Source organism: Paenibacillus xylanexedens (assembly GCF_007680605.1).
GTDB classification, from domain to species: domain Bacteria; phylum Bacillota; class Bacilli; order Paenibacillales; family Paenibacillaceae; genus Paenibacillus; species Paenibacillus xylanexedens_B.
In genome coordinates, this window is record NZ_VEIO01000003.1 from 345,028 (window position 1) to 367,491 (window position 22,464).

The following is a 22,464-nucleotide window of genomic DNA, read 5'->3' on the forward strand; positions in this document are numbered from 1 at the left end:
AACCGTATTACATCAATCCTTCTTATTTTTGCTTCTTTTCCACTAATGGTACAGCTATTTTAGCTTTCGGTTCTTCTATACTATACCTCCAAGGATATACAACGGCGGTATCCGATGTATACTTCTCATACCGATCAATGCCCTGATTGTCTCCGTCGCCTGCAAACTGGGTCTTGGTCGGCATACCATAGCTTCGTTCACCCTTTAAGAGCATAAAGGTCTGATTCATCCCCCCGAAATGCGGATCATCACTATACCTCTCCACGTACAAATCCCCGTCCTTAAGGTAATATGTCCAATGGATTATATAACCGCCAAGCTTTGAATCCACAACTTGTGGCTTCTCACCAATTGAAGGTAAAGTAACCGGCTCGAATTCACCCTCAATATATTGAACTTGATGATGGGCATACAGAGTCATTGGGGTATCCGGATTGATCTTCAGACCTGGGTTTACTTCAAAGCGCAATTCCATTTGATCTGAATGATCTGACGGCCATACGGCACCTTCCAACCGGGTACCATTCACATCCAGATCATATTTCAAATAGGGCAGTTGCAAGATGGCTCGATCCTGAGCAAGAATCACCCGGATTTGTGTCGGTGTAATGATGGCCTCCTTCACGAGTACCCCTTCCGATTGCTGGCCCAGAGGGAGATTCAACACTTTTCTGCTCGTGCCGCTAAGCATCTCCGTTTTATCTAATCGGATACCGATATTCAGGGGCTGATCCATTCTGCCTTCTTCTTTATGATACGCGAGTACATAAGATGAGGCTTGCTGCTCTAACGTATCCAGGTTATAGAACTGTTCTGATATATATTCACCATGCGCTCCTGGCTTACCGCTTATACTCGGTGCAACCGAATCTAATGTCTGTCCTTTTTGATCATAAATCTTTAAAAAAGGATAAGCATACTCACGGACATCAGACTTGTCATAAGTTAACGATGTAGACAGCATCACTTGATTATCTTTCTCGTTGAATACACTCACTGCAAGTTTACCCAAGCCGTCTTGATGGATATCGAACCCTTGTGACTGCCGCTGGGAAAGATCCAGGTTAATTGCCTGTTCCTCGGGAGCCAATACCTGGATTCCACTTACTGTGAAATCAACATTGGCCTCTTTTCCTGACGGTGTCCACTCCGTTTCAAAATAACCTTTGTATACTCCGTTCACCTGATCAAAATCATGATAATACCTGCCTTCGATTTGCTTCCCAGTCTCATCCCGCAGGCCGATCGAAGGGAATCTTACCGTATCTCCTTTGTACTTACCGGGGTTCAAGGTGTACAAAATAACGGTACGATTATCATCAGAAAAGGCAGTATCGAGTGTTAGTGTTACCCCGCCCACTGTCACAGATTGATTCAGTTTCTGTCCAAGTCCATTTTGCAGCGCATTCTGGATACCACTCCGGTGATTCAACAGGTCAAACCAGTCATAGTGGACTGCTGCGTATACAGGTGTCGCCATAAGAATAACGGCTGCTGTTCCTATCAGTGTGGTTTTTTTCCATCTCAGGCTCTGCCTTACATTTTCTTTCCTCGCTGAAGCATGAAGCTCAGGGCAACGCTCTTGATCCTTTTGAATCTGATCCCACATGGCATTAAAATCGGGATAATGGATATCCGTTTCATTTTTCAGATGATGAGACAATCTTTCTTCCGTATGTTTCACTGTACACTTCCCCTTTCTGATGTTGATTGCTGGCCTTCTCCCATTTTTTCCTCAGCAGGCGAATTCCCTTATATATTCTTGACTTCACCGTGCCCAGCGGAACTTCCAGCGTTTCGGCCGTTTCCGATAAACTGAATTCGTTCATATAGCGTAGCAGAATGGCTGAACGTATTTTCTCAGGCAACTCCTGAACCCAATGTTCCCAGAGATCCGATTCCTCCGCATGCTGAGCCACCTCGTCAACCGGATCAACCGTTCGTTGCGGCGTGAGCATAAAAACCCTTTTTTCCCGTTGCTTGGATGCATGCTCTCTTTTCATAAAAGTAAGGCAGTGATTCACTGTGATTTTCATCAGCCATGTTTTCATGTATTCCACCTTCCTCCAATCCTGACGGAAGACAGTGATAAAAACGTCGTGGCAGACATCTTCCGCATTCTGCGCATGATGGAGCATGTAGTAACACGTCCGGTACACATCTTTGTTGTACATTTCGAACAGTTCTTTTTCAGTCAAACGACTCTCCTCCTTTCTTTTGCATCAGCCTTTTCAAAACTATAGACAAAGCCGATCCTTCAAAGGTTCATTCTTCTTCTCTCCGCACAGCCCAAAAAAGAACGTTCACTTCCACAGCAATGCAGAAATGAACGTTCTTGATGGATGAAGACAAGTATATTAGGACTCATGTACAGTGCAGTCCCTGCACGCCACCCTAGATTTTTTTCACAAATTCGGACTTCAACTTCATCGCGCCAAGGCTATCGATCTTGCAATCAATATCGTGATCTCCATCGATCAGACGAATATTCTTCACCTTGGTTCCTTGTTTCACGACGAGCGAGCTGCCTTTCACCTTGAGGTCTTTAATGACCGTAACGGTATCCCCATCCTTCAGTACATTCCCGTTGGCATCACGCACAACTTTGGATTCCTCGGCATCCCCTTGATCCGCTTCCAAAGACCATTCATGCGCACATTCCGGGCATACGAGCAAATTTCCGTCCTCGTACGTATACTCCGAATTACATTTCGGACAATTAGGCAAAGTAGACATATGTATTAAACTCTCCATTCTAAAATTGGCTTACATGCAAGTATACGGGATTTGGGCCGTTTGTTCCATACGATGGATCACTGCAACACATGTTTAACTTATAGGGAAGGTTCCACCCACACCGAATTTAAACCAAATTTAAACTTGATTCTACCCTTGCTTTAAGGAAATCCGCTTAATATGTAAGTATGCAAACAGTAACGAATATCATTTTATAAACCTTACGGACATTGTCCTCTGCTTATATTTCCATGCCAAAGGAGTTTCTGCTTATGTCATCCTATGTTTTCCCCATTCAGACCGCGTTTATCATCTTTGTCATTGCATCCATGTTTCTGCTGGTGCCGTGGTTAATCTATGGTTATCGCAAAGACGGCTTCTTTAGCTGGTCCCGGTTTGCCGTCAGCTTTTCTTTTATTTTCTTCCTCATGGCTGCTTACTGCCTTGTGATCCTGCCGCTTCCCGCGACTCGAAATAACTGTGCTGGCCACGCAGCGAATGCGGTCTATTACAACCTTCAGCCCTTTATGTTTGTGAAAGACATTATGAGGGAAACACCCATCATCTGGTCTCAACCCTCTACATGGATCAACATGATTAAGGGCCGTGCTTTCTTGCAGGTGCTGTTTAATGTCCTGCTACTCATGCCGCTGGGGGTCTATATCCGGTATTTCTGGCAAAAGAGAGCATTCTGGAAACATGCCTTTGTCGCCGGTTTTGGGCTTTCCTTATTTTTCGAAGTCACGCAACTCACCGGGTTGTACGGGTATTTCAGTTGTCCTTACCGACTGTTCGATGTGGATGATCTAATGTTGAACACCTCAGGTGCAGTGATTGGATTTTTCGCAGCCCCGCTTGTGTTGGCCTTGTTCCCGTCACGTGAGAGTATTCAAGCTAAGAGTGAGCAAATCATGGAGCAAAACCGCGTCTATCCTGTGCCACAGTTGCTCGCACTGCTGATCGACGGTATTGTTGTCATGATTATCGACACCTTCATCTCCATATTCACAGCGTCCAATGATATTCAGGATGTTATCAATACGTCCACGGCGATGGTTATCGTGCTGTTCTTTATCCCTTGGGTACGCAACGGAGTCACGCCAGGCTCTGCCGTTCTCCGGTTCCGATATGTCGATCGTCAAACGGGTATGCCGACGCTTAGAGCATTATTGAAACGATTTATTGCCATATATGCTCCGTGGTTTGTGTTAACGGTTATTCAACTGGTAAGTCAGTATGCATCCCCTAACTACCAGGATGATGTGCTTAATTCTTATCTGGTCTGGATTTTCCTAGGCATAAACTTTTTAGTCTTCCTCGTATATTTCGTCCTCTTTATCCATGTGTTGGTCGTGATATTCTCGGGTGGAAAACGTTCCTTCTACTTCGACGAGGCCTCTCATACGCGAGCCTCCCGTAAATAATAAATCAAGTGTGCTCTCCCTAACAGAGACGACCACATAGCCAAAAAAGGCGGCATCTCATGGTTATTCCATGAGGCCGCCTTTTGCAATTAGAAAGACTAAGATTTTAGAACTCGTTGTATATTCTCAGACTTGTGATTGAAGGATACCTTACTTAACACCCAGCAGTTCGCGTTTGGAAGCCTCTGGGTCATGCACAACCTCAATCTCATGGTTGAAAATAAGTGTCGCCCGATCTTCACGATATTCAGGCCATTCGATTCCTGCTGTCTCCGGCTTGCCGTTTCTCGCGAAGGAAATCCAGGCATCCTGTACTTTGAGAGCAAGCGCTTTAGCCGCTTCATCCGGCACAGCCTTCATGAATTTCAGCGCATCCAGCGTGTTAAAGACAAAGAACATCTCAATGCTGTGAATCGCTCTTCTCAGAAGCGGATGCTCCGGCATTACCCAGTCAAAACGGTACATCCACACCGGGGCATGTTTCTGCTGTGCAGATGCATACTGTAGTGCTGACCGCCAGAAGAACATATCCGTCATAACTTGAGCTTGTCCATCTGCTGTCTTCGGATAACGATCCGCGATAGCAGCGCGATTCTCCAGATCAGGCGTCATGAAATCAACGCCCTGCACCATATCAATTTCATTGGAAAACGGGACATCTGGCTGAATAAATAACGATCCTTCATGCAGCGTTGTTCCGATCAGTACCGGAATATCCTGCGCGAATCCCTCACTTACAGCCTGGAGTGGTATCTGGGGCAGTGTCTCACCATCAAGCACAGGCTGGAACAACAAGGCCATACCTGCTCCGCTCTGTTGCTTCACCGTTTCTGCTGCCGCCATAATCTGCTCTACCGGAATGCTGTTCAGCTTGGCCAGGCTGTCCCGGTCTATACCAAGCACCTTCAACATGCCCTCACGCAAGGCTGAAGCTTGTTCAGCTGGCATGAATTGCGAAGCGCCACTCTCCATGATGGCACGCTGGAAAAGCCCTTTGGCTGCTGGCATCGCCATTAGTGCGGCAATACTCATACTGCCTGCCGATTCGCCAAACACCGTTACCTGACCGGGGTCACCGCCGAAGGAAGTAATGTTATCTTTCACCCATTGCAGCGCCGCTACCTGATCCAGCAGGCCTGCATTGGATACGTAGGAATCATGCAGCGGAGCCATATGCAGGAATCCTAGCGGCCCAAGACGATAGTTAATCGTCACCACGATGACGTCGCCGCGAACAGCCAGCTGTGTGCCATCATATACAGGCAGACTGCCTGATCCGGTTACGAACGATCCCCCGTGAATCCAGACCATGACGGGAAGGGGCTGACTGCTTTCTTTTTCGGGTGCCCATATGTTCAGATACAGACTGTCTTCTGACTCTGGCGGCTTCTGCCCGCCCATCCATTCCGAATCCCGACGCGGCTGTATATTCTCAGGCCCGAATTCGGTCGCCTGTCTGATTCCTTCCCATGACTCGGGCTGTACCGGAGCTCGGAAACGCAGCTCTCCCACTGGCGGTTTCGCATACGGAATACCCTTCCATACACTTGCACCGTGTAAAAGCTCGCCTTGAACCGTACCATATTTCGTTTGAACCTGAAGTTCTCGCATTCCGCTTCTACATCCTCTCCGTGATTGAATACTTTCATTGGCAATCATGATTAGAGCTTAATTAGGCTAAACATGTGTATATATTTGAGTATAAATCTTCGGCATACCCATTTACAAATTTTGCCCAGATGGATACCGTTTGATGTTAACTATAGCGTCCTCAGAGAAAATGTAATATCCAGACTCCATTTCGTTCTTTTCGCCTATATTTTTACTTAATAGTGGGTAATTTGCCTTATGTTAAATTTCACCATATAATTAATATTCAATTCAAAAGCAAAGGATGAGCAACATGACTCTACTCCACAATCCCAGAACTGCGGTTCCGCCCAATTGGAGTTCAAAACTCCAATTCTCAAGAGCACAATGGATGGATTGGAAATCAGAGTATAAAGGAACTTCATTGCGAGAACTCAAAACTCACATTTCTCATACTGGATTAAAGAAGAGGCAGAACTCCAATAAAAAAGTGCTAGAGCTGTTTAGAAGTAAACTAAATTTGCTACAAGGGCAGTTCTTTTATCCACATCTCTTTTTTCTAGTAGACCTAGAGGGAATTGTACTAGATATCCATGGGGAGGATTCTCTTTATCAGGATTTCGAACCCTTGATCGTTAGGCCAGGTAGTGCAATGTCCATGGAATCAGGAGGAATTAACGCCATCTCTATCGCCATTAAAACAGGGGAGAACATATTCCTTGAAGGTGACGAACATCAACTAAGCTTCTTCAAAAGTTGGCTCTGCCTTTGCAGTCCAATTAAAGTTCAAGGTGAAATAGTAGCTTTTCTAAATTTCTCACGCCATACCCCGTTTGTATATGACAGTATATTTGCTTTAGTTTCATCTATCGTAGCCTCTATTGAATACGAATTAGAGTTAGAAATGCAGACTCATAATCAGATAGATAATCTATTTGATACTTACTGTTTTACGGCAAGAGAGCGTGAAGTTGCCAATCTCTGGCTACAGAATAAAGGAGCACTATACATAGGTGAGAAATTAGGAATTACGGAAGGCACAGTAAGAAACTTTGTGAAGAAGATTTATATGAAATCCGGAGTGAATGATCGTGGGGGATTTATGAAAAAGTTTTATTAAAAATAACGGGACATTAGTAGTGAGACATACGCTGAAGTCCCGTTTGTTTTCTTTTATTATATTCATAAACTTCTTATTCCTGAAATAATAGTACTTAGGTGAATAAGAAATACGGTGACTGTAACCATCCAGAAAAGCACTAAGGGCTGACTTAGAGCCCCATCACGGATCGCTTGCACTACTAACAGTATAGTCCAAAAAACTAATGCTATTAACAATAACTTTGTCGCCATAGAAGCCGCTTTCAACATCGCTAGTGTGTAACCAATTACTATAACTACCAGTGATAATCTGTATTCTTTCAATAATGAACTCCCTTTCCTTTCCATGGTTATTTCAAATCTTGCTATAATCTACTTTTGTTTTTTTATTCTAATACCGAAAGCTACAGCCAGCATAAAAAGCACACCTAAAATACTGAGAATGATCATTGAGGTGTTAACAGAAGGATCTTTATCATTCAGAAAATGAGGAAATAGGCGATTTAGTAATACGAGGGAAAAAACGAAAAATTGTAGAATGAAATATGGCACATACATTATATTATGAGTTTGGCTATAAAAATACACGAGAAGTAAAAATACAATCAAATTATATATTGATGTCGGCTTGTACTAAAATTAAGATGTAATACAGTAAAGCCAATGATAAAATCAATAGTTATTAATGCCTTTATATTTTTGAATTCATAACTCCTCATCTCACAATTCGTGTTATATCAATCTTAGCTACAGCAGATTGTCGATTAAAAGACCTAATTTATATCCTAGACTATAAGATTCTTCGGTAAGAGTAACTATACCTTTTAGTAGAAGGTTAAATGTATTAAAAATAATAACTCCTACCATAGGTATAATCACAGGTAAAATACCTTTCCCATACCGATCCCATTTTATATTCATCAAAGAAAAGAGCCTCCGTTCTTAATTTACCTCACCCCAAAGCTACTTTTTAATTTTCTTTGATTTCCTTAATTTAATAAACTCTACAGATATAAATAACATTATAATTAGTAATGATACAAGCGATAACAAGGCTAACCTTTTTTCTTTCAAAAATACATAAATAAGATTGACAAGTGGAATTAACAATAAAAAAATTCCGTAGTAATTTTTTTTATTCATGGGCTCCTCCAACATACATGGATATCTCGTATCTTATAACAGTACAACTAAAGCATTCCAGACCATATGAAGAACTATACCAGGAATCAGAGAATTTGTTTTAAAATAGATATAATTGAATATCAGCCCATATATCGTAGTCAAAATGAATAAGTCACTGTGCAGAAGCCCAAAGATCACCGAGGAAACAATCAAAGCCCATTTGAAACCAAATTTATTAAGTACGGTAGTAAAAAGTAAACCTCTGAATAGTAACTCCTCATAAAAAGGTATAATGATTATTATGGACAAGATCATAAATATGTTCTTTACGTTAAAAACCTGATTTAATTCATCCAATTTCAAACTTTCCCTTTGACTTTCATCCGAACCAAAACCAAAACCTAAAATAAAAATCGATGATAGGGTAAATAATGCCAACCCAGCAAGAACGTAGGCTAATACTGGTCTCAAACTCAATTTTAACTTATCAGATATAAAACCTCTAAATCGATTATTTAAGGAGAGAAAAGCGACATATGATAGCACTTGAAATAACATAAATATAAATGCCTCATCTATATTTCGAATACCCATTATCTTAAGTGTTGTAGAGATTATAATCATTAATAGTGCTGGTATTGACAATATGAAGACTATTTTCATAGCAACTTCTTTAAAACTATATACTTTGCCCGAATACATTACTCTATCCCACCTCTTACAGTAGTAGCCTGGTTACATAGATTATACGTAATCAGGCTACTTCATTACTAATTATCTTTTATTCCATCCATCCACTACACCGCTCGTAAACCCTTTTGAGAAATCCCAAATTGGTTCTAGAACTGCCACACCTCTTAAAAGGCCGTTCTTGCTTGCTTTCTCTGCTGTATCTAGTAAATCTGAAAACCAGCCACCACCATCTATTTGTAACATTTCATCGGAACTAAGTTCTACAAATTGTGTATGCATACATTCTTACCTCCTAATTAAAATAAATTATCTTCTACCATTCGTAGCATAATTAATATAGTTCCACGGATTAACGAATTCTTTAACTGCTGAACCTATGCCCTTAACGCCTTCTACAACCCCTTGTCCAACATAGCCTACGCCATATCCCACAGCTTTACCCAAGTCTTCCATAATGCCCCCTCCATTGATATCTTCCAACTCAGACATAGACAATTGACTAAAATTATTATTCATATGCTACTACCTCCTATAATTTTGAATCTATGTAAAATTAATACTTAAATTAGTTTTTGTCAATATCTTTTTTACATCTCTTTATTAACTTGTTATCTGATCCTAGGCCATATAAAACATAATTAATTCATATACATAGTATAAAATCTACAATTAATAAAAATATAATCCTATATCCACTATTAGATATGTACTCCATATGCCATATAGCTTATTCTAAACATTCTCTTCTTATATTCTGGGTAGATAATCAAGATTTTAGAAATGATACTTCCCATAGTAAAAGTGTAGAAACTTTGATTAATACGATATTTAAGTCATGATTTACTACTTTCGGAGGTTCACATGTCTTTATTCAATAGGTTCAGTATTCAAAAACAATATGATCAAAAGGACTGTGGTGCAGCTTGTATAGCAACTATTTCGCGTCATCACGGTTTAAAAATCCCGCTTACTCGTATTAGAGAAATTGCAGGTACTGATAAACAAGGCACTAATGCATTAGGTCTTATCAAGGCTGCAGAACAACTAGGTTTCTCAGCCAAAGCTGTTAAAGGGAACCCGGAAGCCTTCTTCAGTGACTTCCCACTGCCTTGCATTGCACATGTAGTTATCGATCAAAAACTTCTCCATTATGTAGTTATACATAAGATAACAAAGAAAAAAGTAATTATAGCCGACCCAGCAAAAGGAATTGTAAAGTATAACCCCGAAGAATTTTTCAAGATTTGGACAGGTATCCTAATCTTTATGGTTCCAACCACACAGTTTCAGAAGAAAAATGAAACACAAGGTACCTTATCTCGTTTCTTCACCCTACTTCTCCCTCAGAAACGTATGTTATTGGGGATTTTTTTCGCGTCATTGTTATATACGGCCTTAGGCCTTTTAGGTGCATTTTATTTTAAATTCTTACTTGATTCGATTGTTCCTTACAGACTAGAGCAGACCCTACATTGGATTTCAATTGGTGTCATCGTCCTGACTTTACTACAGGTGTTGTTAAATGCATTTAGAAGCCACCTGTTACTGTACCTGAGCCAGAAGTTAGATATCTCATTAATCCTTGGATACTACTATCACGTCTTGAGACTGCCTCTTTCCTTTTTCGAGACACGTAAAACAGGAGAAATCATCTCCCGACTTATGGACGCATCTAAAGTGAGGGAAGCTATATCCAGCGCTGCTCTAACCATAATGATTGATACTTTAATGGTCATAGCGGGTGGAATCATTTTATATTCACAAAACTCATTCCTTTTTGGAATAACAGCGATTTTGGTCCCACTTTACGCTCTGATTGTTTGGGGATTCCACCGTACATTCGAAAGACAAAATCGAGAGCAAATGGAGCAAAACGCTGCATTGACTTCATATATTGTTGAATCTGTTAATGGTATTGAGACACTTAAAGCTTACCAAGCTGAGAGAGAAGCCAATCTAGAAACTGAGAGAAAGTTCGTTACATTGCTACGTACTCTCTTCAGTTTCGGATATTCTAACAATCTTCAATCTAATCTTAAGGGAGCTCTTCAAGGTGTTGGTGGGATTGCCATCCTGTGGATTGGTGCTAACGAGGTATTGAAAGGGCAATTAACCATCGGACAGCTCATTACGTTTAATGCTCTGCTCGCATACTTTCTAAATCCCATTTTAAATCTAATCAACTTGCAGTCCTCCCTACAGACCGCTATTGTTGCTGCAGATCGGCTAACTGAAATTATGGATCTGGAACCTGAGAAAAAGGAATCCGATGACCGCAATATCAGACCAACCACACTGAAGGGCTCTATTAACTTTCAAGATGTTCATTTCCGCTATGGGACAAGACAATCAATTTTAAATGGCGTATCTCTGCATGTTAATCCAGGTGAAAAAGTCGCATTAGTAGGAGAAAGTGGATCTGGTAAGACCACCTTAGTCAAGTTATTACTCCGTTTCTACGAAGCAAAAAAGGGAGAACTTCTAATCTCAGAGAACAACATAAAAGATATTTCTATTGAGTCACTTCGACAGAAAATAAGTTATATCCCGCAACAAACATTTTTCTTCAGTGGAACGATTAGAGATAATCTTGCCATGGGAGCAACTTCCGAGATAGAAATGGATGAAATTATCGAAGCTACAAAACAAGCAAGTGCCCACGATTTTATCAATCAATTGCCTATGCGTTATCAGACTAATCTTGAAGAGAATGCCTCTAATTTGTCAGGTGGACAGCGTCAGCGACTGGCTTTGGCACGAGCATTACTAACTAGACCAGACATACTCATCTTGGATGAAGCCACCAGCAATTTGGATACAACAACCGAAAAAGCGGTATCTGATACGATTCATGGCTTAGAGGATATGACCATGATCATTATTGCTCACCGACTAAGCACGGTTATGCGCTGTGATCGCATTTTTGTCATGGACAAAGGTATCGTAGTCGAGTCTGGAACACATAGTCAGCTATTACAACTACGAGGTAGATATTACGAGCTTTGGAAGGATCAGTTACCTGGATTAGATTCAGGAAGCCAACAAGAAGAAAATCGCGCTCTACCTAAATCGGGACACATGGGGGCGATGGTATGAGTTTTAAACTTCTAAACCTTGAAGAACTTAGAGACAGTAGAGAAATGTTGGAAAAAAGGTCACCTGCCTTTATTAGTTGGTTTCTGATATTGCTAACTGTCGTCCTCGCTATTGCTTTAATTTGGAGTTGGAAAGCTCAAATTGATATCGTTGTGAAAGCTTCTGGAGTGATTAAGCCCAATGAAAGAATATCCAAAATCATAAATAAGGCTACAGGAAGCGTCTCAAAAATCTATGTCCAACAGGGACAGCAAGTTCATACTGGAGACAAACTCTTCTCCATACAAACTGGAACACTTAAAAGTGATCGAACCCGCTTACAAGAAGATTTAAAAGAGTCAGAGCAACGATTGACTGGCCTTGAACAACTCTCTGTAGCCCTATCTTCGGGTAATGAGGCAATAAAGCCCTACACAACGGCTGAAACCCTGTTGCGTCACAATAATTCATTACAGAATAAACTAGAATTAGATATTTTAAAGGTGATGGCTGATCTGGTCGAAACGGATAAAAAAATTGCTAACCAACGCCTCCTACTTAAAAGTCTTAACTATGGTAAAAACTACTTGGCCTCTGGTTCTCTAGAATATGAACGATATGAAAACCATAGCTTGAAGGCTTCTCAAAATTCATTAGCTGAAGCACAAATCCAGGAAGATTATAAACGAGCTATCTTTAACGGTGATGAGCTAACCGCGGCAACGGCCAAAGAGAAGCTAAAGACAATCAAGTTGCAGATGGAAACCAATCAAAGTGAATTTAGATTCACAACTCAGTCAGAGTTGGAGGATGCATTACAGCAGAAAGAAACGTTAAAAAAACAAAAATCGGACTTGTACGTTCAGTTGCAAGGTAGTATTGAAGAGTTAAAACAACAACAAAAGGAACTTAATAGCCGAATTAACACCATTAGTTCTAGTCTGAATAATTACACAGCAACTGCACCGACTTCAGGCGTCATCAACATCATCAATGAGATCGGTGAGGGACAGCTTATTCAGGAAGGATTACAAGTATTAGATATAGTTCCAATTAAAAATACGATATACTCTGTTCAAATTGCTATGAATCAACAGGATGTAGGCCGTATTCACGAGGGAGACACTGTCCGCTTTCATTTTGCAGCCTTTCCTCGAGAAGAATATGGTTCGGTGCTTGGGAAAGTAGCATCTATTAGTAGCGATGCCTTAATAAATCCGCAGAATGGCTCGAGTTACTATATGGTTGATGCTAATCTCGAATCCATCGTATTGAAAAATATTCTTGGTCAATCTAAGCATATTAAATCAGGAATGCAAGCCGAGGCGTACATTATTACGGAGCAAAAATCAGCCTTGAAATGGCTATTAGAGAAAATGGATTTTTGGACAAAATAAAAAACGGAGTCGTACATGTTAAGTACGACTCTGTTTTATTTTTAATAGTAAGAACTATGAAGATACATCAATAAGATATCTCCAGTTATTAGCTTCATTTCTCTAACTCCATTAGAAAAACTTATCAAGTATATCACCTAATTTGTACCCTAATCCATAAGATTCATTGGCAAGAGTAACCATGCTTTTTAGGAGAAAGTTAGATGTATTAAAAATAATAATTCCTAAAACAGGTATAATTACAGGTAACATCGATTTTCCATACCAATGCCAGTTTTTATTCCTCAAGAAGAGGACATCCTTTCACAAAAAAATGGGTGAATTGAGAAAACAATTATTAACGCTCCACTACTGGATATCGCACTGTATACTCAGCACCCTCTATCCATTTTCCGGCAGTGAAGTCACGACCCTTCACAACCACCCGATCCTTGTAAATCTCCACATGCAGTCCTTCGCTACCCTCCAAATGCTCGTCCTCATCCGTCCATAGATAGGCAACAGAAGAAGCATTAAACATGGTTGGCATCTGGCCTACACCATCGTACATCGTATGCGGTGCTTGCAGCTGCCAATGCGTATGTCCCGAGAACAAAATCGCTTGTGGATACTTGGCAAGCACGGCTTTTAATTCCGCATCTTGATTCACGCCATACCAGCCTTGTGCCTGAAGCGATCCCGCAACGGTGTCCATCAGCGGCTGATGGATAAAGATAAAAATTGGACGATCTGGCGCAGCCTGTTCAGCCAGCTTCGCATCCAGCCATTCCAGTTGTTGAGACGACATCTCACAGTCCTTCGGGTGCGGTTGTTCCGTGCCGAGAAAGATATAATGATACCCATCGATCCAATGATCGTGATAACTTCCCTTCATGCCTGTTGCCGCTTCAAAATCGTTCAACCGTCGATGCCATAATCCCCCTACAGTTATTGTTTCAGCGTTGGTTCTAGCAGAAATTTCTGCCTGAACTTCTCCACGTACACTTCCTTCTTTATTTCCACCCTCACTGTCATACACATGGCTACCTACACTGCCTTCTGAACTCCCCACTTCTCCTTCATACCCAGCCTGCCCAGACAACATAAACTGGTTGCCAGCAAGCTTCTGAATCAGCGCCGCTGACTCCTCCGCTGTCTGCTTCACCGGATGCTCTAACTCGGCATCTTGCTCCAGCAGTTCAGCAACATGCTCTTCGGTCATCCCAAGTAGTACCAATGGCTGCTTCTGCCAGATGACTGCACCAATATCATGATTACCTACTGTGAAACGCATCTCCGGCAACTTCTCCGCATATTGCCCCCAGATTCGTTGCCATTCCCGATACTCGCTCGGCAACCCGCGGTCGGTTACATCACCCACATGCATAATTCCACTGCTTCCATAGCTGAAAGAGGCAATATCCGCGAACGCCTGCTCCAGATGCCGGTTATGAATATGATCTGCCTCGTCCCGTACATGTGTGTCCGTGATCACCTGGAAGGTAGCCAGTGGTTGCTCGGTAGTACTCATTACGAATCACTCCATTTCAGTCCTATAATGCCTATCAAAATAAAACCAATCCATACCATCGACGTCAGTCGCAATCGTTCACCAAAGAAATAATGCCCCACCACGCCAATCATAGTGATGCCCACTCCTGACCAGATCGCGTAGGCCACAGCCAGCGGCATATACTTTACGGCATAATTCAGAAAGGTGAAGCTTGCGGCGTAACAAACAAACATCATTACGGAAGGCCATAATCTGGAAAATCCATCCGACACTTTAAGTAATATCGTGGCACTCAGCTCCAGACCAATAGCAAGTGCCAGCAACACCCAGCCCAGATAAGCCTGACTATTCGTCATCGGCCTACCCCACCGGAGAGCAATTCATGGAACGTCTGGATGGTGCGATCCGCCAGTTGTATTTTCCCAGGCTCACCAATGCCAATCTTGTAGCCTGCTCCGGCCGCTCTCGCCATCTCCATATCTCCGTCCGTGTCCCCAATCACCATGACCTGCTGCGCCTGTACACTGAGTCGCTCACAAGCAAGTAGCAACATATCGGGGAACGGTTTACCGCGGTCCACCAAATCTGTGCCAATGACGATGTCAAAGTAATCATCCAGCCCCATCCATTGTAGATGTTTGACTGCACTTGCGGTCTCATCGGCTGTCACGACGCCCAGTTTCAACCCCTGACTCCGTGACTGCTCCAAAAACTCTCTCACACCGGGTAGCGGGTATGCTGGGCGATGTACTTCCATCGCTTCCTCCGCCTGTGCGAGACATGCCCGAACGATCATTTTGGCCTCTGCCCAGCTGAGGTCTGCACGATATCCATGCCACGTCAGCACGGCATATACTTCATCCATCGTACCCATGGCGAGCGGGCCCCGGACATCATAACCGTTCATACGTCCTTGTTCATCGTGAAACGTGCCCCAGATCTTTGGAAGATCGGCATCATCCATCTCTAGACCACGAATAACCAGTTGTTCTCTGAAATCATTCAGCACACAATCTGTCCAGAACCCCCACATGCCTGTAAAATCAAGCAACGTCCCATCCTTATCAAACAGAATGGCTTGAGCCTGCGTCTGTAAACGGTCGTCTACATATATCTCATGTACATTATTCTCTTGCATGGACTAAACTCCTTGTCTGTGATCGTAATGAATGGAAAGGGCGGTACGTGGTGTACCGCCCTTATGTTTAAGGCTTCAATGTCTATACATGAGAGAAGATGAAAAGGAATACACTGCAAAACGGATCAAACCTCACGCGTCCTCCGTTATTTTGCAATGCGATCCAGTTCTTTCTGCGCTTTTTCTTTGGCTTCCTTCAGCGCCTGCTCTGCAGGAACATTGTTGATCTGCACTTTATCCGCTGCTTCCTTCAGGGCATCGTTAATTTTCCCGCCTGTTGGATCACGGAATGGAGCTGAAGCATGCGCTGCTTGCTGCAATGGTACGGTAATCTGTGGATGCTCTTCGCTGAATTTCTTGAATTCCGGATCTTGCTGTGCAGATTGACGCACGGCAATGTAACCTGTGTTCATCGACCACGAAGCGGTGTTCTCGGTTTTGGAGAAATACGTCAGCCATTTGTACGCTGCCTGTTGCTGCTCCGGACTAGCCGCTGCCGGAATACCTGCAAGGATTGCACTCGCTACCGGTTTGCCTTCGCCAATGCCTTCCCAGCCTGGCTGTTGCATGGCCGCTACGATATTAAAATCCAGATCACCTTGGTCACCACTTGAACCGGTGTATCCAGCCGCTTTATTTTTCATCACATCGTCAATCGTTTTGTACCAATACTCCCAGCCTTGACCGCCATACTGAATGCCCATGATTTTGTCTTCGTTGATCCATTTACGGAACAGTTCCCATGTCTGAACCCATTCAGGGGAGTCGATCATTACCGTTTTACCGTCATCACTCAGAATTTTACCGCCTTTGCCCATAACAGCATCGATCATGTTATCTCTGCCCCACATCGGCTCCCAGCCATAGAAAGTGGTTTTGCCATTTTCCTTTTTGGACATCTTCGCGGCAGCCTCGCCAAACTTCTCCCATGTCGTCAGGCTTGCCGGGTCAATTCCGTTCTCTTTGAACGTATCCATACGGTAGTACATAATTTGAGTCGTACCATACATCGGTAAAAAGAAATGCTTGCCATCTACATTCCCTTGTTCCAGGAACGTTGGAATAAAATCGTCTTTTTTGAATTCCGGATCAGCCGCGATCATCTCATCCATAGATGCATAGTAACCTTTGCGGGCCCAGTCAATATTGGCACTAAGAACGGCAGCAGGTACTTTCTTGGACGCAATGGCCGCTTGAAGCTTCTGCTCAGTCTCGGTGTAGTCCGCTTGTACAATGCCCTTCACAACCACTTCGTTCTGCGAGGCGTTGAAGGCATCGATTTTCTTCTTCATATTCTCTCCTAGGTTACCGCCCAGACCATACCAGAACTCAATCTCCACGGGCGCTTTAGCCTGTGTATCCGTGCCGCCGCTAGCAGCAGCCGTTGAATTCGATTCTGCCGGGGCTTGTGTTCCGCAAGCGGTTATTAAAGCGAAGCTTGTAGCGAGTACCAGCGACATGCCACCTTTCCAGCTCAGCTTCAGTTTCTTTTTCAAAGTCATGCCTGACTTGCTCCAATTCATTGTTGTTCCTCCTGTTTTTGGGTGATTTTATTAGGCAAAAGGTGAAACATATCAATTCTTGTTTACGCCAGCCGTCATGTTCACACTCTGCATGATCGTTTTCTGGGTGAACACGAAAAGAATAAGTAAAGGTGCGATGGTAAACGCACTTGCAGCCATAATCTGCGGCCAAGCCAGTCCATAGGCACCGCCTTCCACGAAGAAACTTCGCAACCCGGCAGATACCAGCTGCAGGTCTGGGTCTTTGGTGATGAGCATCGGCCAGAAATAGTTGTTGTACTGCTCGATGAATGTAATCAGCACCATCACGGCGAAGCTGGAGCGAACGAGCGGTGCAATAATCGTCCAGAGAATGCGGAAATGCGATGCTCCATCCAACTGTCCGGCTTCCACGAGTTCATGAGACACCTGCATAAAGGCCTGACGAATCAGGAAAATAGAGAACACACTGACACAGTTGGATACGATCAGACCTGTGTAGGAATCCAGCAGATTCAGCTCGCTTAACACCAAGTAACCTGGCAGATATACGGCTGTGCTTGGAATCATGTAACCCACCAGAATGATGCCGGTTAACGTGCCCTTAAGGCGGAATTTCATATGAGTCAAGGCATATGCCATCATGCTGGAGTTCACAATCTGGAGTAGACAGATCGCTATGGCGACCCCGGTGCTGTTCAGCATGTACCGTGCAAACGGTGCGGCGTTCCAGGCATCCACGTAGTTCTGCCACAGAAATGTCTCTGGCCAGAAGGTCGGCGGGAACTGCCAGATTTCATCATTTGTTTTGAATCCGCTGATCACCATCCAATAGAACGGAAAAGCAGTGCCTAGTGCAATAATAGCAAGCGCCAGATAGCGAAGGATGGCACTGATTTTTACTTTTTTACGGGATGCCTTATGCATCTCTCTGGGCTTCATTTGGCTTGTTTTACTTTTGGGCATGGTCATTGTCATTAGTAGTGCACCAGGCGTCTGCCAAGCAGGAAGGAAACTCCCGATAACAGCACGCAGATCAGAATAATAACTACAGCGATCGATGAAGCTTCTCCGACATTAAACGATTCAAAAGCAGACTGATAGTACATATACAGTAAGGTTCGAGTTGATCCAGCAGGTCCACCTTGAGTCATGACGTTAATCTGGTCGTAAGCCTGTAGCGATTGAATGGTCAGTATGATGGAGAGGAAAAAGGTCGTTGGCGAGATCAGCGGCAACGTAATGCTTCTGAACTTGTCCCAGGCTCCTGCCCCGTCAATGGAAGCCGCTTCAAGCAGATCGGACGGCAGATTCCGTAGAGCTACCAGATAGAACACCATCGCCCAACCAATGGACTTCCACAGGGTGACAATCAACACGGCAACCAGTGCCCAGTCCATATCACGGAGCCATCCAATCGGCGATACTCCCACCCAGCCCAGCATCAGATTGGCTAGTCCCACTTGCGGTTCAAAAATCCATGACCATGCGATGGATACGGCAACCGTTGGTGTCACCCATGGTGAGAAGAGCAATGTGCGAAAAATACCGGATGATTTCATTTTGCTATTCATCAGCATCGCTAGTGCAAGTCCTCCCACAATCGTAGGGATCACGCTTCCGAGTCCAAACAACAGCGTGACTTTCAAAGATCGATAGAACTCTGAATTCGTTAGCAGGTACGTGTAGTTATCCAACCCGACGAACAGCTTGTCCGGGCTCATGAAGTCCCAGTCCGTGAAACTGAGATATACGATGTATCCCAGAGGTCCCAGCCAGAAAATCAACAGCGGGATTAGAGCAGGCAACGTGAATAGAACTGCCTCGGACTCTCTCCATATTTTCAAACGCAATTCTCCCACTCCTTATTGTCCAAATTTTCTTTAATCATTGGCAATTTATAGATATATATTAGCTTTTTTAATCTTCTGTACAAAAATGATTGTACATTCGATTTGAAAAATCTATTTCGGTGTTGTGTTAAAATTCGAAGGAGTCATGTAAAATATGAATATGTTCGTGGAAACGTTTATTCTATTGCCGAGGTGACAATGTGGGAAAAGAAATTGCCGGGAACCCGAATCATTTATCGTTACCTGATCGGTCTGCACTAAGGGAGAGAGTCATCGAGGCGATTGCCAATACGATGGATCTCTATGGGGTTAATCATACGTTTGGTAAATTGTACGGCGTGATGTATTTCGAAGACCGTCCGATGACGCTGGAAGAGATGAAAACCTCTATGAATATGAGCAAAAGCAACATGAGTTATGCCGTTCGTTCGTTAACCGAGTCTCAAATGATCTATAAGCTGGACGAGAAAAAGGAGCGGCAGGATCAATATGTGGCGGAGACAGACTTCTTTCGCACGTTTCAAAACTTCTTCGGATTAAAGTTGCAGCGGGAAGTGGATGTGATGCTGGAAGGCATCCGCGAGGTCATCCCTGACCTGACAACCATGATTCTATCGGAACATACAACTGCACAAGAACGGGAAGAGGCATTGCGAGATTTGCACAAACTCCAGCATGCAGAGCAATACTATGTCTGGCTCCAAGGATTCGTGGATCGGCTACGAGAAGGTAAGCTATATGAAAATAGCCCGCAAACACCGGACCACGGATAATGAAAATATAAATAAAAGAGCTGTCCCAATCCAAAGACTTTGGGGACAGCTCTTTTATTATCGTGTAGGATAAGTCTTCTCATCTTTTCGTCATGTTTCAACATCGTTTTCGCAGCATATATCGCACGAGAACTACATAACCGCTATCAAATTAGAGTATATCCCCCGTCTACATACAACGTACTTCCGGTCGTGAACGTATTCGTCATCAGATACGCGACTGTATGTGCAATTTCTTCATTGGAGCCTACACGTTTGAGCACTGACATTTCCTCATAATCTTTGAAATGATCGCCCCGCGGTGTCCCTTCCTGTCCTTCCCGCCAGATGGTTCCAGGGGAGACTACATTGACACGGACAGGAGCCAGCTCGACGGCAAGTGCTTTACCCAGGCTCTCAATGGCTCCGTTACACGCCGCATATGAAGCTCCTCCATCCAATGGACGCTGGCTGAACCCGCCAGATATCAATGTGATTGAGCCTGAGGAAGCGAGATAGGGTGCAGCGTACTTGGCAGCAAAATATTGAGGCCAAAATTTCCCTTTGAAACAACTCTCTGCTGTCTCCCGATCCGAAGTTAGGGGGCCTCGGGTATAGACCGCTCCCGGGGTGAATAGATGATCGAATAAACCAACTTGGGCGAAAAATGCTTCGATCTGCTGTTCATCCTGATTGTCCAGCACATAAGTATCGACAAGGGCACGCCGGTCTCTACCCCCTCTTACCGCCTCGATCTGGTTTCGTGCCATCTCCAGTCTGGATGACGATCTACCTGCAATGACGATTGAAGCGCCTGCTTCAGCTGCCTGGATTGCGGTAGCCATTCCGATACCTGAGCTTCCGCCAATAATAACAACCCGTTTATTCTCCAGTGTATACCCATTCATCTATCATCTTCTCCTTGTCTCCAGTTATACGCGTGAGCTCACGTACTGTTCATTATTCGACACATAGATAACGGTGAACAGTACGCACTTACATCGTACCTAGTACGAAATTGCATACTATTGGGGTAAAGAACTCAGCAAAAATAAAGAAAATCCGTTAAAATAGATAGAATAATATAGGCAGATAAACTGAGGTGATTACTATGAATTTACAAGAGCCCCGGTTAGAAGGTGTCATAACTACACTAGAGACCATTAATGGGAAATGGAAACCGCTCATATTGTTCATTTTATTGAAAGAAGGTACCAAACGATTTGGTGAACTACGGCGTATGATTCCTGAGGTATCTCAAGGCACGTTAACGAAGCAATTGCGCGAATTGGAGCAGGATCTGATCATCGTGCGCACACTCTATGGAGATGTTCCACCCAAAGTGGAGTACAGCCTGTCTGAACATGGTCAGACCATCGGCACATTATTGGACAACATGTGCGGCTGGGGTAAAGCACATCGGAACTATTTGAACAGCAACCACAACCAATAGAAACTGCCCGCTTGTTGCACCATAAATAAATCATGCAATCTCAACGTTATGTGCAACGCCAAAAAGGCCAGGAATCAGATTCCCGGCCTTTTTGGGTTTGGATCTTTTGTTCATATTAAAATGGTTTATTTGTTCTTCACTGTCGTTCTTCCCTACTTCTGCGCTGCCGCTTCAATATCTGCATATGCCCAGTGAGTTGCAGGCACGTCACTAAAGGATGGCGTTGCCACTCCCGTCAGCGGTGTACGTTTGAACAATACGTTCAGCACTTTTACCGCTTCGGCACGGGTCAGCTTGCTGTCTGGTTTGAATGTACCATCATTGTAACCCGTCATCAGACCCGTGGACTGCACATGTGCAATCGCATCTGCTGCCCATAGATCAGTGGCTACATCTGTAAAGGAAGCTGCTTCTGGTGCTGTTCCTGTGGTATCCGTTGTTGCTGCCGAGTTTGCTTGTTGCTTCTGCAACCAACGGTACGCGATTGTTGCCATCTGGGCACGCGTGATCGAACCTTCTGGTGCAAACGCTTTGTCACTGAGGCCATTCATAATACCTGCGGCCTGTGCCTTTTGAATCTCGCTTGTTGCCCAATGTGTTGCGGCTACATCGGCAAAGGTTTTGCCTGCTACCGTAGCTGTTGCTGTTTCACTAGGCAGGTTACGAGCCAGCATTGCAGCCATCTGGGCACGCGTAACGAAGGCATCTGGACGGAAATCTGCACCGAAACCTTGGATGTACGGATGATTTGTCTTTTGAGCAGCTTTCAGCCCATCTACAACAACCAGTGTAAACGTACTGAACTTGGTTACCGTAAACTCAATGCCTTCGCTGTTATTAGCCAGTTTCACGAGTTTGCCTTGTACCAGTTCTTTCGTGCCATCACTGTGTTCAATGTACACAGCCAGGTTATCCAGAATCTGCTGACGTGCTGACGCATCCGTTGGCAGGCTGTTACCCAGTGGCAATGTCAGCGTCACTTCACGGCTCTGCATATTCGTTTCAATCTCCACTGGACGAGCCAGTACACGCACATTCGTATTTGGAGCAACTTGTTGAATCACTTGCTCTTTCTTCGCCCGCTCTTCCAAGTCTTTGCGCTCGGATTCCTTTTTGAGTGGAACCAGACGGAA

Annotated in this window: 22 protein-coding genes; 6 read left to right on the top strand and 16 right to left on the bottom strand. The window is 43.7% G+C overall.

The features are described from left to right. Window positions 1-22: 22 nt before the first annotated feature. The 3 genes from FS818_RS19345 to FS818_RS19355 form a co-directional block, all read right to left on the bottom strand. Complete coding sequence (locus FS818_RS19345; protein WP_145333772.1) at window positions 23-1,684, bottom strand: DUF4179 domain-containing protein; 1,662 nt, start codon at window positions 1,682-1,684, stop codon at window positions 23-25. After that, entirely contained in the window at window positions 1,641-2,198 is a 558-nt protein-coding gene (locus FS818_RS19350) for an RNA polymerase sigma factor (protein WP_145333774.1), read from the bottom strand. The genes FS818_RS19345 and FS818_RS19350 overlap by 44 nt, the downstream gene beginning before the upstream one ends. A 196-nt stretch (window positions 2,199-2,394) precedes the next feature. Further along, window positions 2,395-2,736, bottom strand: a complete 342-nt coding sequence (locus FS818_RS19355) for a zinc ribbon domain-containing protein YjdM (protein ID WP_145333775.1) — start codon at window positions 2,734-2,736, stop codon at window positions 2,395-2,397. 272 nt (window positions 2,737-3,008) lie between these two features. Here FS818_RS19355 and FS818_RS19360 point away from each other — a divergent pair, with 272 nt between their 5' ends. Continuing rightward, window positions 3,009-4,160 (top strand): VanZ family protein, encoded by a 1,152-nt coding sequence (locus FS818_RS19360; protein ID WP_145333777.1) that lies wholly within the window; start codon window positions 3,009-3,011, stop codon window positions 4,158-4,160. A gap of 150 nt (window positions 4,161-4,310) precedes the next feature. Here FS818_RS19360 and FS818_RS19365 read toward each other — a convergent pair whose 3' ends face one another. Further along, window positions 4,311-5,771 (bottom strand): carboxylesterase/lipase family protein, encoded by a 1,461-nt coding sequence (locus FS818_RS19365; protein ID WP_145333779.1) that lies wholly within the window; start codon window positions 5,769-5,771, stop codon window positions 4,311-4,313. A gap of 370 nt (window positions 5,772-6,141) precedes the next feature. On the opposite strand from FS818_RS19365, the gene FS818_RS19370 reads away from it, so the two are divergent. Further along, a complete protein-coding gene (locus FS818_RS19370; protein ID WP_186331898.1) occupies window positions 6,142-6,870 on the top strand; it encodes a helix-turn-helix transcriptional regulator in 729 nt (242 codons plus the stop codon). Window positions 6,871-7,598: 728 nt separating this feature from the next. On the opposite strand, the gene FS818_RS28920 is transcribed toward FS818_RS19370, so the two are convergent. From FS818_RS28920 to FS818_RS19385, 4 genes are all read right to left on the bottom strand, one after another. Continuing rightward, window positions 7,599-7,772, bottom strand: coding sequence for a hypothetical protein (locus FS818_RS28920; protein WP_186331899.1), 174 nt, complete (start codon window positions 7,770-7,772; stop codon window positions 7,599-7,601). 255 nt (window positions 7,773-8,027) lie between these two features. Beyond that, window positions 8,028-8,678, bottom strand: coding sequence for a CPBP family intramembrane glutamic endopeptidase (locus tag FS818_RS19375; RefSeq protein WP_145333782.1), 651 nt, complete (start codon window positions 8,676-8,678; stop codon window positions 8,028-8,030). Between the two features lie 72 nt (window positions 8,679-8,750). Next, the gene (locus FS818_RS19380; protein ID WP_145333784.1) at window positions 8,751-8,948 is read right to left on the bottom strand and encodes a hypothetical protein; all 198 of its coding nucleotides are present in this window, start codon (window positions 8,946-8,948) and stop codon (window positions 8,751-8,753) included. A gap of 27 nt (window positions 8,949-8,975) precedes the next feature. Beyond that, the gene (locus FS818_RS19385) at window positions 8,976-9,185 is read right to left on the bottom strand and encodes a hypothetical protein (protein ID WP_145333786.1); all 210 of its coding nucleotides are present in this window, start codon (window positions 9,183-9,185) and stop codon (window positions 8,976-8,978) included. A gap of 345 nt (window positions 9,186-9,530) precedes the next feature. On the opposite strand from FS818_RS19385, the gene FS818_RS19390 reads away from it, so the two are divergent. Beyond that, a complete protein-coding gene (locus tag FS818_RS19390; RefSeq protein WP_145333788.1) occupies window positions 9,531-11,765 on the top strand; it encodes a peptidase domain-containing ABC transporter in 2,235 nt (744 codons plus the stop codon). Further along, window positions 11,762-13,141 carry a beta-barrel domain-containing protein gene (locus FS818_RS19395; RefSeq protein ID WP_145333790.1) on the top strand — a complete coding sequence of 460 codons (1,380 nt, stop codon included), beginning with the start codon at window positions 11,762-11,764 and terminating at the stop codon, window positions 13,139-13,141. Before FS818_RS19390 ends, FS818_RS19395 begins: the two co-directional genes overlap by 4 nt. Before the next feature lie 337 nt (window positions 13,142-13,478). On the opposite strand, the gene FS818_RS19400 is transcribed toward FS818_RS19395, so the two are convergent. The 6 genes from FS818_RS19400 to FS818_RS19425 all read right to left on the bottom strand — a co-directional run bounded on the left by FS818_RS19400 (window position 13,479) and on the right by FS818_RS19425 (window position 19,126). Beyond that, a complete protein-coding gene (locus tag FS818_RS19400; RefSeq protein ID WP_145333792.1) occupies window positions 13,479-14,651 on the bottom strand; it encodes a metallophosphoesterase family protein in 1,173 nt (390 codons plus the stop codon). Further along, on the bottom strand, window positions 14,651-14,989 hold the full coding sequence (locus FS818_RS19405) for a DMT family transporter (RefSeq protein WP_145333794.1): 339 nt from the start codon (window positions 14,987-14,989) through the stop codon (window positions 14,651-14,653). The genes FS818_RS19400 and FS818_RS19405 overlap by 1 nt, the downstream gene beginning before the upstream one ends. Then, complete coding sequence (locus FS818_RS19410) at window positions 14,986-15,771, bottom strand: HAD family hydrolase (protein WP_145333796.1); 786 nt, start codon at window positions 15,769-15,771, stop codon at window positions 14,986-14,988. The genes FS818_RS19405 and FS818_RS19410 overlap by 4 nt, the downstream gene beginning before the upstream one ends. Before the next feature lie 146 nt (window positions 15,772-15,917). Continuing rightward, on the bottom strand, window positions 15,918-17,294 hold the full coding sequence (locus tag FS818_RS19415) for an ABC transporter substrate-binding protein (RefSeq protein WP_145333798.1): 1,377 nt from the start codon (window positions 17,292-17,294) through the stop codon (window positions 15,918-15,920). Window positions 17,295-17,345: 51 nt separating this feature from the next. Beyond that, on the bottom strand, window positions 17,346-18,200 hold the full coding sequence (locus FS818_RS19420) for a carbohydrate ABC transporter permease (RefSeq protein WP_090921732.1): 855 nt from the start codon (window positions 18,198-18,200) through the stop codon (window positions 17,346-17,348). Window positions 18,201-18,250: 50 nt separating this feature from the next. Beyond that, complete coding sequence (locus FS818_RS19425) at window positions 18,251-19,126, bottom strand: carbohydrate ABC transporter permease (protein ID WP_145333800.1); 876 nt, start codon at window positions 19,124-19,126, stop codon at window positions 18,251-18,253. A 200-nt stretch (window positions 19,127-19,326) separates the two neighbouring features. Between FS818_RS19425 and FS818_RS19430 the strand changes: the two genes are divergently transcribed. Further along, window positions 19,327-19,899: a GbsR/MarR family transcriptional regulator gene (locus tag FS818_RS19430; protein ID WP_145333802.1), complete on the top strand. Its 573-nt coding sequence runs from the start codon at window positions 19,327-19,329 to the stop codon at window positions 19,897-19,899. Between the two features lie 146 nt (window positions 19,900-20,045). Here FS818_RS19430 and FS818_RS19435 read toward each other — a convergent pair whose 3' ends face one another. After that, window positions 20,046-20,786, bottom strand: a complete 741-nt coding sequence (locus FS818_RS19435) for an SDR family oxidoreductase (RefSeq protein WP_145333804.1) — start codon at window positions 20,784-20,786, stop codon at window positions 20,046-20,048. Between the two features lie 203 nt (window positions 20,787-20,989). Here FS818_RS19435 and FS818_RS19440 point away from each other — a divergent pair, with 203 nt between their 5' ends. Continuing rightward, window positions 20,990-21,331: a winged helix-turn-helix transcriptional regulator gene (locus FS818_RS19440; RefSeq protein ID WP_145333806.1), complete on the top strand. Its 342-nt coding sequence runs from the start codon at window positions 20,990-20,992 to the stop codon at window positions 21,329-21,331. Between the two features lie 152 nt (window positions 21,332-21,483). Here the strand turns inward: FS818_RS19440 and FS818_RS19445 are convergent. Beyond that, window positions 21,484-22,464 (bottom strand): S-layer homology domain-containing protein (locus FS818_RS19445; protein WP_145333808.1); only part of this gene is annotated, 981 nt, incomplete at its 5' end.